Annotated in this window: 17 protein-coding genes and 1 pseudogene; 11 read left to right on the top strand and 7 right to left on the bottom strand. The window is 38.4% G+C overall.

Annotation, left to right across the window (positions count from 1 at the left end; genetic code table 11):
• Nucleotides 1-173: 173 nt before the first annotated feature.
• From ACI4L0_RS02060 to ACI4L0_RS02035, 6 genes are all read right to left on the bottom strand, one after another.
• On the bottom strand, nucleotides 174-956 hold the full coding sequence (locus ACI4L0_RS02060) for a DUF4469 domain-containing protein (protein ID WP_439798503.1): 783 nt from the start codon (nucleotides 954-956) through the stop codon (nucleotides 174-176).
• 263 nt (nucleotides 957-1,219) lie between these two features.
• Nucleotides 1,220-1,507: a GIY-YIG nuclease family protein gene (locus ACI4L0_RS02055; protein ID WP_439798502.1), complete on the bottom strand. Its 288-nt coding sequence runs from the start codon at nucleotides 1,505-1,507 to the stop codon at nucleotides 1,220-1,222.
• A 752-nt stretch (nucleotides 1,508-2,259) separates the two neighbouring features.
• On the bottom strand, nucleotides 2,260-2,931 hold the full coding sequence (locus ACI4L0_RS02050) for an ABC transporter ATP-binding protein (protein WP_439798501.1): 672 nt from the start codon (nucleotides 2,929-2,931) through the stop codon (nucleotides 2,260-2,262).
• 22 nt (nucleotides 2,932-2,953) lie between these two features.
• Nucleotides 2,954-4,177 carry an ABC transporter permease gene (locus ACI4L0_RS02045; RefSeq protein WP_439798500.1) on the bottom strand — a complete coding sequence of 408 codons (1,224 nt, stop codon included), beginning with the start codon at nucleotides 4,175-4,177 and terminating at the stop codon, nucleotides 2,954-2,956.
• 3 nt (nucleotides 4,178-4,180) lie between these two features.
• Nucleotides 4,181-4,624 (bottom strand): DUF4418 family protein, encoded by a 444-nt coding sequence (locus ACI4L0_RS02040; protein ID WP_439798499.1) that lies wholly within the window; start codon nucleotides 4,622-4,624, stop codon nucleotides 4,181-4,183.
• 156 nt (nucleotides 4,625-4,780) lie between these two features.
• Nucleotides 4,781-5,389: a hypothetical protein gene (locus ACI4L0_RS02035; protein ID WP_439798498.1), complete on the bottom strand. Its 609-nt coding sequence runs from the start codon at nucleotides 5,387-5,389 to the stop codon at nucleotides 4,781-4,783.
• A 184-nt stretch (nucleotides 5,390-5,573) separates the two neighbouring features.
• On the opposite strand from ACI4L0_RS02035, the gene ACI4L0_RS02030 reads away from it, so the two are divergent.
• The 11 genes from ACI4L0_RS02030 to ACI4L0_RS01980 all read left to right on the top strand — a co-directional run bounded on the left by ACI4L0_RS02030 (nucleotide 5,574) and on the right by ACI4L0_RS01980 (nucleotide 12,061).
• Nucleotides 5,574-8,393 carry a DNA methyltransferase gene (locus ACI4L0_RS02030; protein WP_439798497.1) on the top strand — a complete coding sequence of 940 codons (2,820 nt, stop codon included), beginning with the start codon at nucleotides 5,574-5,576 and terminating at the stop codon, nucleotides 8,391-8,393.
• Between the two features lie 56 nt (nucleotides 8,394-8,449).
• Complete coding sequence (locus ACI4L0_RS02025) at nucleotides 8,450-8,716, top strand: DUF4160 domain-containing protein (RefSeq protein WP_439798496.1); 267 nt, start codon at nucleotides 8,450-8,452, stop codon at nucleotides 8,714-8,716.
• A gap of 15 nt (nucleotides 8,717-8,731) precedes the next feature.
• Complete coding sequence (locus ACI4L0_RS02020) at nucleotides 8,732-8,995, top strand: DUF2442 domain-containing protein (RefSeq protein ID WP_439798495.1); 264 nt, start codon at nucleotides 8,732-8,734, stop codon at nucleotides 8,993-8,995.
• Nucleotides 8,996-9,181: 186 nt separating this feature from the next.
• Nucleotides 9,182-9,427, top strand: a complete 246-nt coding sequence (locus tag ACI4L0_RS02015) for a hypothetical protein (protein ID WP_439798494.1) — start codon at nucleotides 9,182-9,184, stop codon at nucleotides 9,425-9,427.
• Nucleotides 9,417-9,644 (top strand): DUF3791 domain-containing protein, encoded by a 228-nt coding sequence (locus ACI4L0_RS02010; RefSeq protein WP_439798493.1) that lies wholly within the window; start codon nucleotides 9,417-9,419, stop codon nucleotides 9,642-9,644. Before ACI4L0_RS02015 ends, ACI4L0_RS02010 begins: the two co-directional genes overlap by 11 nt.
• Before the next feature lie 212 nt (nucleotides 9,645-9,856).
• A complete protein-coding gene (locus ACI4L0_RS02005; protein ID WP_439798492.1) occupies nucleotides 9,857-10,126 on the top strand; it encodes a type II toxin-antitoxin system RelB/DinJ family antitoxin in 270 nt (89 codons plus the stop codon).
• Entirely contained in the window at nucleotides 10,119-10,397 is a 279-nt protein-coding gene (locus tag ACI4L0_RS02000) for a type II toxin-antitoxin system YafQ family toxin (RefSeq protein WP_439798491.1), read from the top strand. Before ACI4L0_RS02005 ends, ACI4L0_RS02000 begins: the two co-directional genes overlap by 8 nt.
• 256 nt (nucleotides 10,398-10,653) lie before the next feature.
• A complete protein-coding gene (locus tag ACI4L0_RS01995) occupies nucleotides 10,654-10,965 on the top strand; it encodes a BrnT family toxin (RefSeq protein WP_439798490.1) in 312 nt (103 codons plus the stop codon).
• The gene (locus tag ACI4L0_RS01990) at nucleotides 10,931-11,191 is read left to right on the top strand and encodes a BrnA antitoxin family protein (protein WP_439798489.1); all 261 of its coding nucleotides are present in this window, start codon (nucleotides 10,931-10,933) and stop codon (nucleotides 11,189-11,191) included. Before ACI4L0_RS01995 ends, ACI4L0_RS01990 begins: the two co-directional genes overlap by 35 nt.
• Nucleotides 11,192-11,486: 295 nt before the next feature.
• The gene (locus tag ACI4L0_RS01985) at nucleotides 11,487-11,810 is read left to right on the top strand and encodes a DUF2442 domain-containing protein (RefSeq protein ID WP_439798488.1); all 324 of its coding nucleotides are present in this window, start codon (nucleotides 11,487-11,489) and stop codon (nucleotides 11,808-11,810) included.
• Between the two features lie 14 nt (nucleotides 11,811-11,824).
• On the top strand, nucleotides 11,825-12,061 hold the full coding sequence (locus ACI4L0_RS01980) for a DUF4160 domain-containing protein (protein ID WP_439798487.1): 237 nt from the start codon (nucleotides 11,825-11,827) through the stop codon (nucleotides 12,059-12,061).
• A 260-nt stretch (nucleotides 12,062-12,321) separates the two neighbouring features.
• On the opposite strand, the pseudogene ACI4L0_RS01975 reads toward ACI4L0_RS01980, so the two are convergent.
• Nucleotides 12,322-12,462, bottom strand: a pseudogene (locus tag ACI4L0_RS01975) (helix-turn-helix domain-containing protein); the annotation flags it as partial.
• Nucleotides 12,463-12,851 lie beyond the last annotated feature (389 nt).

Raw genomic sequence — 12,851 nt, 5'->3', positions numbered from 1 at the left:
AATTTCCAAAGATACCATTAATTATAGCACAAAAAAATGTCTATAGAAGAATAAAATTTTCTATAGATTATTAAGGGGTTAAAACAAACCCTTAAAACGGCTGAGTCAAGACCTTGAATGAGCCGAAGGCGAATGTGCCTTGACCAGACGTATTCAAGTTTAAAACCTCCCATTTACTCCAATACCTGCACCACATTAGAGTGGATGATGACGCTGTTTTTTAATTCCTTGCCGCCTGCACTTAAAGATGTTTCTACAATAAACACATAAAAGCCTTGCGAAAGACCTTCTGCATAAAATTCCAGCGTTGAAGGTTTGTTCTGCGTTACATAATTCATCTGAATCCAGTTTTCGCGGGCGGGAAGTTTTCCGTTCCAATCTTCCGTAACGGCCGCTGCATAAATTCCGCTTTTTTCTCCGCCAAGTTTTATTGCCTTTCCGGTCATTCTTGCAATGCAGCCTGGTTTTAGCAGATTTTTTTCTTCCGGTTTAAAAATATTAACTATGAAAAAAATAATGTGCTGAACGGACGGACGGCGTACTGTGTGAACAGTAAGATTTTTTAGTGCATCCCGGGCGTTTTCTGAAGGCGTAAAGCCGACATCAAACTGTTTTTTAATCTTTCCTGGCGTATCAGTTTCAGATATGCTGCCCTTAATGGTAGGAAAAATCGTACCAAAGTCCAAAAGTTCCACAGAATAGCCCCTCTTGAATTTTTCCATCATACGCCGGCTAAGTTCTTCTGCTATGTAAAACATAGTTTCCTTGCTTACAAAGGCTTGAGAATTACGTTCCATTTCAGCAAGAATTGAGCGTACTGTTGCCTTTCTATGCACTATTGAACCGTATTGATGTACTTTTCCATCTGGTGCAGGAAGGTTACTGTCGCGAACTACAACATCTACAGGAGTTTTATGTTCCTCTATTGAAAGTATGCTTTGCTTCTTTCTTGGCATATTTTGCTCTCCAAAAAAATTAGATTTTCGATTCATGCTGAATAAAAAGCCCCTGTCATGCTGAACTCGTTTACGCCACAAGGGCGTTTGCCTTAAGGAAATTATTTAACGCGGCACTCACGTGCCTGGGGCATCAGCATCCCATTGACGGTTGTAAAGACCTATGAGTGAGATTCCGAATCAAGTTCGGAATGACACTTATGTTGTCATGCTGAACTCGTTTCAGCATCCCAGCTCTTGTCATGCTGAAGTTGTTTCAGCATCTATTCACTTTCGTACAAGTCTTTCCATTCCTTATTGACTTGATTTACAAGGCTGTTTTTCCAGTCCCGATGCCAATTTTTTAACTGTTTTTCTCTTACGATTGCCGCTTTTATATCATTACATTCTTCAAAGTATACAAGCTTGCTACACTTATATTTATCTGTAAATCCTTCGTATTCATGTCTTTTATGCTGACTTACTCTTTTTTTCAAATTAGTTGTTACACCGATATATAACACTGAATTTGTTTTATTTGTCATAAAATAAACATATGCTTTATCGTTCATTTTGTTCTCCCAGATCCCGAATCAAGTTCGGGATGACAAATATTTTTGCGTTTAGGATGACTTATGTTGTCATAGTTCGGGATGACTTATGTTGTCATGCTGAACTCGTTTCAGCATCTATTCATATCATGCTGAATTTATTTCAGCATCCCACAGACGGTTGTAAAGACCCATAAGTGAGATTCCGAATCAAGTTCGGAATGACACTTATGTTGTCATGCTGAACTCGTTTCAGCATCTATTCATGTCATGCTGAACTCGTTTCAGCATCCCATTGACGGTTTTAAAGACCTGTCAGTGAGATTCCGAAACAAGTTCGGAATGACATGTGCGGGGGTCGGAATGACATGTGCTTTATCGTTCATTTTGTTCTACCAGATCCCGAATCAAGTTCGGGATGACTTATGTTGTCATGCCGATTTACAGGCTGTAACATAACAGTTTACGAAACATAACATACTATCTTACGAACCGAAACATTACTATTCCACGAACTGAAACATTGCTATTCCATGAACTGAAAACTGTCAGTGAGAGGGAGTATACTCTAGTTAGAGTATGCAGTCAATGTAGGTAGAGTATTTAGAAAATCTAGTTAGGTGAAACCGTACACTTAGTTATAATAGATTTTTTTTCTGTACGGTAAGGAAAAGATGCTGACATATTTTGAATCTGTCAGCACCAATATATTACTACGATTCTTTAGGTTTGTCAAAAATGAGATACTTCAAGCTGTCCGTTACAGTATCTTTCTACCGCAATTTTCCACCTTCAAGCACATAATGTTCATCGCAGGAAGCAGCGGCTTTTTCGTCGTGGGTGGCAATAAGAACGGCTTTTCCGTTTTGTGCAAGTGTCCTGAAAACCTGGTTGATTTTATCTGCCTGTTCACAGTCAAGATTAGAAGACGGCTCGTCAGCGATTATAATCTCCGGGTCGTTCATCAGTGCGCGGGCAATTACTGCACGGCGGTTTTCTCCGCCAGAAAGAGTTCCCGGAAAACTTTCGGATAGTTTTTCAAGTCCAAGCTGAACAAGAAGTTCTCTGGCACGTAAAATTGTCTGACGTGCATCCGATTTTGAACTGTCTGTTAAAAAAAACGGAAGGCGGACATTGTCAAGAACATTCAGCGATGGAATCAGGCTGTATTCCTGCGAAACAAAACCGATGTTTTTGTTTCTGAGTTTTGAAATTTCATCATCAGAAAATCCTGCAATATCTGTTTTGTTCCAGAAAACGCTTCCTAAAGACGGCTTTTGAATTCCTGCTGCAATTGAAAGGAGCGTGCTTTTTCCAGCCCCTGAAACACCAGTAAGTGCAATGATTTTTCCCTGCTGTAATTTTAATGATACATCTTTCAGGACGGTGCGTTCGATTCCGTTCTGCCAGAAAGTTTTTGAAATGTCTTTAAGTTCTATATTCATTTTAACTCCGCAAAAAAATAATTCAGCCTTGTTTCATTGCGCTGTATGGTTCAAGTTTTGAAACTGCAATAATGCTTTTTAATGCAGAAAGCAGGACTGCTAAAATGACTGCCAGAATGACGGCACAACCTGTCAAAAAGAGAATTGCAGGCGGCGGAAAAACAAGCGGTACTGACAGCGCTGAATCAATTGCCGTGCAGAATGGAAAAACAAGAAGGCACGCAAGGGCAATTCCAGAAAGTCCTCCTGCAACGCTTATAAAAAGCGCTTCGCACAAAAGAATTTTTGCACATTTTTTATGAGCTGCCCCTAAGATTCTTAAAATTGAAAATTCAGCTGTTCTTGAAGAAACTGCAAGCGGAAAAATTATCGCAAGCGAAATGACTGTAAAAAGCGTGACAGAAGCTGCAAGAATTTTGAGTATAAAAAAAACGGAATCAAGGCTAGATGAAATTTCAGAAAAAACGGCATCTCGCTTTACTACGCTGACGTTCGGAATCCGGGAGGTAATTTTTACTGAGGTGCTGTCTGCCTTTGCTCCTTCTGAAAGCCTGACAAAAACTGCACTGACTTTTGAACCGGCTTCTCCATCAGAAATAAAACCAAAGCCTCGTCCTTTTGCATCGTCATAAATTTCTTTTAACGTGTTCATGCTTACAAATACTGCATTATCAATTCCTGCGCCGCTTTTAGAAAGTCTGCCTGAAACAGGATGCGTTTTACCAAAAAAACGTACGCCGTCTTTTTGCGTAAGTACATTGGTTCCGGTTACGACGCATCCTTCTTTATAAAATTCTTCCGTGATTTTTTTTGAATCTGGAGGAAAGGATTCTTCTATCCACGGAGAAATTACAAAATCTGTTTCCGGTTCAAATCCTACAATCTGAACTGGAAAATCACAGCAATCTTCGCTTACGCTTGTAAGATAAAAGCGGGACGTAACTTTTTCTACGCCTTCAATTTGACTGATTTTTTCTGCAATTTCTTTTTCCATATAAAAATAATTCGGTTCGCCGGAAATAAGGACTGACTGCATTTTCTGTTCAGCTCCCTCCGGCACAATCATTAAATCTGCTCCGAGCCTTTTTTGGACTGTGCTTATTCCGTTTTTAAGTCCGAAAGAAAGAACGGCGCACGCAAAAACAGACGCTGCACAAAGCGAAGTTAAAAGAAGCATCGAAAAAGTACGGTTTATTTTATACGAAAGGTTTGAAAGTGCAATTGAAAGCGAAGAAAGTTTTTTCATCAGTTACTCTCCAGTTTTATTTGAACGCTGAACTAAAGCTAATGCTGTCTGCAATGCAGCGATAAGAATAATCAGGATTGCTGCAACAATCAAAAACGGTTTTGTAACTGAATGGCAGTGCATCATAGGTTTTGCGCATACTCCGATTAATGCCGACGGAACAAGGATAACGCCTATGGCATTTACGGCGATTGCAAGATTAAGCGCAATGTTTGCCTGAGTGTTCAAATTTTTTAAGGCAAATAAAATTTGCAAGGCAGCGAAAACTGCAATAGAAATTCCAAGAAAAATTTCTGCACGTGCTGTCCAAAAACACTTCATCGGTTTTCCCGTAACTTTGCACACAGAAGCAAAAGTCTGCGGTGCAACGGCAACGAGGATTCCGAGAACTGCAGTGACTGCTGCAAAAATAATTGGCTGTAAGTTTGGTTTTAATTCTTTTGACATTTTTTTCTCCATCTACAATATAAAGTTTTCAAAAATACATGCACCGCAGTTTGAAAATACAAGGCTTGAATTAACTGCGGTGTTTTGCACTTTGTGCGTTTATTATGCACGCGGTTCCGTAATTTCTATGTATTCACCTTTTTCAGAATCATAGAGTTAGCCGTCTGGAACGCCCGGAAGTTCTATGTAGCCTGTTTCGACAAATCTTGCGATGTCTGTTTCTGGTTTTAAGATTCCTGCAACTTGAAGCTGGCGCGCTGCTGCCTCAAAAGTTTTCTTGCCAAGTGAACGGCTTGGAACAAAACCGGCAAGCACTCCCCAGAACACTCCGAAAATCAAAAGCTTGAACGAGTAAAAAATACACTTGAGCACAAGCTGCCACGATTCCACAAAAATAGCCAGAATATTGTCAAACGACGGAAAAAAAATCACTGGAAGAAGCGCGAATTTTGCTGTTATAAAATTTATTGCCGTAACTACAAGGGCAGCTCCAAGCCAGAAATGTCCTTTGCGTTCAAGATATTCAGATATTTTATGGAAGAAAAATGACAAAACAAAGGCGATAAACGGAATTGCCGGCAACGCTGTTAAAAAAGCTGTGTAATAAGGACGTTTTGCCACAGGATGCGATGAACTGTCTGGAACAAGAACCTGCACTAAAAGCGCAATTATTACGCCTGCCAGAGGAAGAAGTTTTTTTACAATATTTTTTATGTTTGTATTTGTATTCCGCTCTATATTTATATTGTGAACTTTGGTTTTCAACTGACACCTCCAATTTTGTTTGTTACAACTTATTACCTATCTGTTTGCTAGGTATAATGTTTTTTAAGATTCTATTCAAATACTAAATTTCTATAGGGGGTTATAGATTTTTTCTATAGGCGGGAGAATAATTACAAAGTTAAGTTATGGCAGAAAAAACAAATTTTATGCTAAAATAATTCTTATGACACAGGCAGAACAGCAGAAAGCGGCAAAGAAATTCAGTGAAGATTGGAAAGGACGAGGTGACGAAAAGCAGGAAACCCAGCGGTTTTGGATAGGTCTTTTAGGTGATGTCCTGAACATTCCTCAGGCAGCTTCGTATATTGAATTTGAAAAACGGGTAAAACTTTCTCATACAAGTTTCATCGACGGTTATATCCCTGAAACAAAAGTCCTTATTGAGCAGAAATCCATTGACATCGACCTTGAAAAATCTTATACACAGTCCGATGGTACAATGCTTACTCCATACCAACAGGCAAAAAGATATGCTTCGGAACTTCCATACGATTTGCGTCCGCGGTGGATTGTCGTTTCAAATTTTGCAGAAATCCGCATTCACGATATGAACCGCCCGGAAGACGAGCCGGAAATTCTCAAACTTGAAAATCTTGAAAAAGAATATTACCGCCTTGAATTTCTTGCAGACCGCACGAACGAAAAAATCAGGCGCGAAGAAGAAATCAGCATTAAGGCAGGAGAACTTGTAAAAAAACTGTACAATGCGCTTGTAACAGAATATGTCGAGCCGACGGCGGAAAGCCTTAGAAGCCTGAACATTTTATGCGTTCGCCTTGTATTCTGTCTGTATGCAGAAGATGCAGGACTTTTTGCCACGCGTACAAGTTTTGAAGACTATATAAAATCTTTCAATATTCAGAATGTACGCAAAGGACTTATAGACCTTTTTAAGGCTTTGGACACAGAACTAAAAGACCGCGACAAATACGATGAAACTATAAAGCCGTTCCCTTATGTAAACGGCGGACTTTTTAAAGACGAAAAAATTGAAATCCCGAATTTTACGCAGGAAATTGTAGATGTTCTTGTAAACGACTGTGCAGGTTTTGACTGGTCAGAAATAAGCCCGACAATTTTCGGTGCAGTTTTTGAGAGCACCCTGAACCCCGAAACAAGACGAAGCGGCGGTATGCACTACACTAGTGTTGAAAATATCCACAAAGTAATCGATCCGCTTTTTATGGATTCTCTTAATGCTGAATTTGAATCAATCCAGAAAATCACACAGAAAAAAAATCGCGATTTAAAACTTTTGGAATTCCAAGAAAAACTTGGAAAACTTACATTTCTTGACCCTGCCTGTGGAAGCGGAAATTTTCTGACCGAAGCGTTTTTGAGCCTCCGCCGTCTTGAAAACAAAGTTATTTCCTCTCTGTTCAACGGCGAAACAGTTCTTGGATTTGACGAGTTCATAAAGGTAAAAATCAGCCAGTTCTACGGAATCGAAATAAATGACTTCGCCGTAACAGTTGCCAAAACTGCCTTATGGATTGCCGAAAGCCAGATGATAGCCGAAACCGAAAAAATCATCAGCCAGGAAATTGATTTTCTTCCGCTCAAAACAAATGCCTCTATTGTGGAAGGTAACGCCCTTCGTATAGATTGGACAACTCTCAAGCCGATTGACAACAATATCTTACCCGACGACGGACTTTTTGCCGGAATCACAACCCATGTAGACGGAAGCGAACATCATTACGACTACATCATGGGAAACCCTCCATTTGTGGGAGCAAGGCTGATGAACGAAAGCCAAAAGTCAGATGTACTTTCTGTTTGGGGAGGTGTAAAAAATATTGGGAATGTTGATTATGTTTCGTGCTGGTACAAAAAAGCGGCGGATTTGATGAAAAACACAAAGATACAATCAGCCTTAGTATCAACAAATTCCATTACACAAGGCGAACAGGTTGCAATAATGTGGAAGCCTCTTATGGATTCGGGCATTAAAATTAATTTTGCCTACAGAACATTCCGATGGGACAGCGAGTCTACACAAAAAGCACACGTTCACTGCGTGATTATTGGATTTAGCTATGTAGACAACAAAAACAAAACAATTTATTTGAATGATTCTCAAAGATTAGTAGCTGAAAACATTAATGGATATCTAATTGATTATAAAAATATATTTATTGATAATTGTAGCAAGCCTATATCACAAAATGTTCCTGAAGCAAGGAGTGGAAATAAACCTATTGATGATGGTAATTATTTATTCACAGAAGAGGAAATGAAAGAATTTATCAAAAAAGAACCATCTTCAGAAAAATATTTTAGAAAATGGATTGGTGCAGACGAATTTATAAATGGATATTTTAGATATTGCCTTTGGCTAGGTGATTGTTCGCCTTCTGAACTTAGGAAAATGCCAGAATGTTTGAAGCGAATACAAAATGTAAAAAATTTCAGACTTGCAAGCAAAAGTGAAGGAACAAGAAAACTAGCTGAAAAACCAACTAGATTTCATGTAGAAACTTTTCTTGATAAACCGTATTTAATAATGCCATTAACTTCGTCTGAAAAAAGAAGTTATGTTCCCATTGGCTATTTAACTCCTGATATAATTGCCAGTAATCTTGTTGTAATTGTTGCCAATGCTGAACTATGGCATTTTGGAATAATCACATCTAGTATTTTTATGGCATGGATGCGATCTGTTTGCGGAAGATTAGAAACTCGCTATAGAATAACAAAAGATAATGTTTACAACAATTTCCCGTGGTGCAATCCAACGGAAGAACAAAAAACAAAAATCAAAGAAACTGCTCAAGCCATACTGGATGCTCGTGCCAAATACCCGGACAGCTCCCTTGCCGACCTCTACGACGAAACCGTAATGCCCCCGGAACTCCGCAAAGCTCACCAGGCAAATGACCGCGCCGTAATGACCGCCTACGGATTCAACACTAAAATGACCGAAAGCGAGTGTGTTGCAGAGTTATTCAAGATGTACGAGAAACTCACACAAAAAGCGTAAATGAATGAAAATTTATAAAAATCATGCTATATTTATAGATATGGAGGTGATGGAAAATGCCGGTATTATCAATGTTTTATGGAATTTTGATTAAAATGAATTGGAAAGATAATGACAAACATCATTTGCCTCATTTTCATGCATATTATAATGAGTTTGAAGCGGCTTTTGATTTGCAGGGAGAAATCATCGCCGGTGATTTTCCTTCTAAGCAGGCTGCACTTGTAAAAGCATGGACGTTATTACATCAAGATGAATTAACGGCAAACTGGAAACTTGCAATAGAAGGTGAACAGATTTTTAAAATTAATCCTTTGCAATAGTTTTAGGAGGCTTTTGTGGAAAAAATAATTCATGGAAAACCATTGTTGCCACGTGCAGTTAGTGTGGAAGCTTTGCCGAATTATATTTTAAAAATCAAATTTAACAACAATGAAGAAAAATATTTCGATGCAAAAAAAATATATGATTTACCCTGCTACAAGCCGTTGCGCAACAAAGAATTTTTTAAAACAGTCCGAGTGGAATACGGAAGCATTGCATGGAATAATGATATAGATTACTGCCCTGATTGCCTGTATGAAGAAAGCACGGAAAGCTGAAAACATCATAATATTCCTTAATCATTCAACCTGTACGACGAAACTGTAATACCCCCCCCCGGAAATCCGTAAAGCTCACCAGGCAAATGAGCTAAAAGAGTTAAAAACATGGCTTTATGTGAATCAAATTTCATTTCATACCCAGAGAGCATTAAAACTGCTTTCTTTTGAAAAGGAGGTCTTTGTATGATTCCAGAAATCACGCAGAAAAATGTTCATCTTTTTATTCCCTTCAAAGTTTCAAAAATCAGCGTACAGATTGCAAAAAATGAAAATCTTCCGATTGCAAAAGCTGTTGCAAAATTTTACCGCTCGAATACGGCAAAGCTTCTTGAAGATGAATCAACCAAGCTTTGGCACGACGGCTGGGTTGGCATCTATGACTTGTATAAAATCGAAAATGAGAAGGAAGAAAAACAAAATGACAGATGAGGACAAAGCTTTCTGGCTTTCATGGTGCATTGAAGAATACGCTTCAGAAAAAAACAAGTCGTCAGCTGAAATTTCAAAAATGTTCGATGAAAAAGGCGTTTTTTCTTATCTTGACGACAATGCCGAAATTCTACACACGCAAGGTAAAAACTACATTCTAAGCGATATTGACGAATTCATAAAGAATCTGAAAACTCCAACACCTTCCCAAAAATGACCGAAAGCGAAATAGTTGCAGAGCTGTTCAAGATGTACGAGAAACTGTGTAAAACAACAGAATGTTAAAGAAATAACAAACGGATTTGTTCGCATCTAACGATGCTCACGAGAAACAAGCGAAGAACGTTAGTTCTGAGCAAATCCGATTGTTAAAAATTGTTGCAATCTGCATTACATTGTATTATATTATAAATCAAATGTGAGGTATTTATGGCTACAATGACAACAATAAATGTTAGAACAAGCGCAGAAACAAAAAAGGCCGCTGAAGAACTTTTTGAAGACTTCGGACTTTCTATGACAAGCGCAATAAATGTTTTTTTGAAGCAGGTAATTCGAGAAAGAAGAATTCCTTTTGAAATCGGATATGAAACTCCCAATGAACTGACCGCAAAAGTCCTAAAGGAAACGGAAGAAGGCAAAAATCTGAGTCCTGTTTATCATTCTGTTTCAGAGCTTATGGATTCCCTGCATGCTTGAACCGCGCTATTCAAATCAATTTAAGAAAGACTTTAAACTGGCACTAAAATGCGGAAAAGATGAAAAACTTTTTATTGAAGTTCTTGAAATGCTTTTAAAACAGGAACCATTGCCTAAAAAATATAAAGACCATCAGCTTAAAGGAGTTTGGTCAAAGCATCGAGAGTGTCATATACAGCCAGACTGGCTATTAATATACTCAATCAATAATAACGAACTGATATTGGAACTTTCCCGTACAGGTAGCCATAGTGATTTGTTTAAGATGTAAATTGGGCAATTAGCTAAAAAACAGCCGCAATACTGGGCAAGGGATTGGAGCAAGCGCATCGCAAAGCGATGCAATCCACCGCAGGAGCCTAAGGCGACGAGGAGGGTGGAGCGCAAGCGGAATTGCGGAAAGCCCGGTTTTTTGCGCCAGCAAAAAATGACCCCAATAATCGCTTTGAACTGTTGCAGCATGCTTTCGTTATAAGATATAAGATAAAATTCTTGTTTGTGATACAAAAATGTGATACATTATAGATATGGAAAACGAATCTACAGAATGGAATGAGAATAAAGCTTCCTCAAATATTAAGAAACATGAGGGATTATCATTTGAAGAAGCGGCTGAAGTTTTTGATGATCCGTTTGCCTTGGAAAAATATGACGATAAAAACTCTACAATCGATGAAGCAAGATATATTGTCATTGGTCGAATAAAACGTCAGATAGTGACGCTGGTTGTGTACACACCAAGAAATGAAAAGAAACGAATCATATCTGCACGGTATGCAACTACAAATGAAAGGAAGGCTTATTATGAAAGACTTAGAAGAATTATTAGCAAAGTGTGAAGCAAATGCAGTTTCTGATAGTCAGATTGATACTTCTGAATTTCCGGAAATTACAGATTTTTCGGGATTTGAACCTATGCATCCAGAATATTTTAAAGCAAAAAAAGAGCAGATTTCCATCAGATTCAATTCAATTCTTGTAGATCATTTTAAAAGTCTTGGAAAAGGCTGGCAAACAAAAGTAAATGATTTTTTAATGGCTTCATATTTAGCGGGTGATATATAACCTGTAAATTCATGAATAAATAAAAAAAAAGGATTTGTTTAGTTCCAAAGCCAACGAGCAGGCAAGGGATTGGAGCAAGCGCATTGCGAAGCGATGCGATCCACCGCAGAAGCCGGAGGCGACGAGGAGGATGGAGCGAAAACGGAATTGCGGAAAGCCCGGTTTTTTGCGCAGGCAAAAAATGACCCCAAGAAAAAAAACTTACCGAAAGTGAAATTGTTGCAGAACTTTTTAAAATGTACGAAAAGTTGATTAAATACTAGAATACGAAAAGAAATGAAAATGGAGGATAAAAATGTATATAAAAGACGGGATTTGTTGTGCAGGTGAATTAGTTCCCGAAATTGAAGTTTCTTCTATAAAAGTTCTTGAAGATGGAATGATGCTTGTTTTATTTTCGACAGGGGAAACACGACTTTTTGACGTTACATCACTTTTAAATAAAGGTTCTGCGTTTTTGCCATTGGCGGAAGAATCAAACAGACAGACAGCAAAAGTAACGCACGGTTTTGTTTCTTGGATGGATGGTGAAATTGACATAGCACTGGCAACCCTTTATGAAGAAAGTTATAAATACACAGCAGAAAGATTGCATAGGAAACAGCAATGCCAGAATTAAGCCGATTTTAAGGAATGATAATATACCTTTTGTTTAGAGATAATAAAGAACATAATAAACCTCATGTTCATGTTTACTATGGAGAATACAAAGCCGCCATTGGAATAGACGGTGAACTTCTTGCAGGAAAATTACCAGCCAGACAAATGAAAATGGTTGTTGGCTGGCTTGCATTGCATGAAGAAGAAGCATATCCTGCATGGAATCTTGCTGTAGCAGGTGAACATTTTAACAAGATAGCACCGATGTAATTTTTTAGAATAGAATCGTTACGCTATTTTTACATCCCTTTCCAAAGCCAACGAGCGGGCACCTTTTATCAATAAAGTTTCATTTTTCTTTGTATTTTTCCATTTAAGCAGATTTTCGTAAGCTTTTCTTCTGAGCATAAGAACCTTTGGTTATATTATAGCTGAATTTCTGCTCTTTTTCAATGTAAATGCATAATTTTGGATAGTCTTGGTTGAGAATTTTGCATAATTTGGGACGGATATTTTTCAATTCTTAATTCTTAATTCTTAATCCTTAATCCCCATCTCTTTCTGTATTCTCCTGGAGTAAGTCCTTCAATTTTCTTGAACATACGGATAAAATAATTTGCTTCTTCCAGTCCGCACTCTTGGGCAATTACATCAAGCGTCTTATTCGTAAAGCGAAGTTCGTTTTTTCCATCAAAATGCGTTTTTGCTGAATGTAATTATTCACTGTAAGTCCGATATCTTGCTTAAAAAGCCTAATGAATCGAAAATTTATAACTGATTAATAAGAAGCGCTTCCTGGGGTGCATTATCCGTGCAAAAAAAAGCGAAAAAAACTGAAAAAAAGGCGTTCCGGGAGTTGACAAGAGTGCGCATGCGGTGTATAGTAATGTCCACCTGCGGCGGAAGGCCGCAAGCTTTTTGAAAGGCAAATATCACAGGGATGGACAGCAGAGAAGGCTTTTCCTGTTTGGGAAGAGCCTTAGCGCAGGAGAGAGGAGAGGAAGGCTTTATAGGCGCAGGAAGAGCAGTGTCTGCCCTGTAGAACAGAGGAAATCTCCGG

The organism is Treponema sp., assembly GCF_051883275.1.
Classification (GTDB): Bacteria; Spirochaetota; Spirochaetia; order Treponematales; family Treponemataceae; genus Treponema_D.
This window is presented reverse-complemented; position numbering and strand designations above follow the sequence as displayed.